1 protein-coding gene and 1 pseudogene are annotated in these 544 nt (G+C 64.3%); both read left to right on the top strand.

Going from position 1 to position 544, the window contains the following annotated elements; genetic code table 11:
- Nucleotides 1-339, top strand: a pseudogene (locus AC1D00_RS44690) (hypothetical protein); the annotation flags it as partial.
- The coding region (locus tag AC1D00_RS44685) for a helix-turn-helix domain-containing protein (RefSeq protein ID WP_477015156.1) at nt 326-544 on the top strand (219 nt) is incomplete at its 3' end. The pseudogene AC1D00_RS44690 and the gene AC1D00_RS44685, both read left to right, overlap by 14 nt.

Below are 544 nucleotides of genomic sequence, written 5' to 3'. Positions count from 1 at the left end.
ATGATCCACCAGGCGGTCGAGCAGTTCCTCCCCGCAGGCGTTGCCGGCGTGCTGCTTGCGGTGGTGATGTGGAAGTTTGCGAGTGAGACGCTGTGGCTGTTGCCGGGTCTGTGGCAGATCCTGGTGTCGCTCGGCATCTTCGCCTCCGTCCGCTCGCTGCYGCGCACCGTCGCGCTCGCCGGCGCCTGGTATTTCGTTTCAGGCTTCGCGGTCGTGGTGCTCGCGAGCCAAACCCACACGCTGTCACCATGGACCATGGGCCTGCCTTTCGTGATCGGCCAGTCGGTGATGGCGGGCATTCTGTATTTTGCGTCCGGAGACCACGATGTCGAAGACTGACAGCGCGCCTTTTTCCTATGAAGGGCTCGACCGCGTCATCCACGAGAAGGCGAGGCTCGGGCTTCTGACCTCGCTGATGGCGCATCCGAAGGGGCTGGCGTTCGCCGACCTCAAGCAGCTCTGCGGCCTGACCGACGGCAATCTCAGCCGGCATCTTGCCGTCCTCCAGGAGGCCGGCCTCGTCGAGGTGACCAAGGGCTATGAG

The organism is Bradyrhizobium sp. P2_E8 (assembly GCF_056403875.1).
Note: the sequence above shows the minus strand (reverse complement) of the source record. Positions and strands in the feature narration are given on the sequence as shown.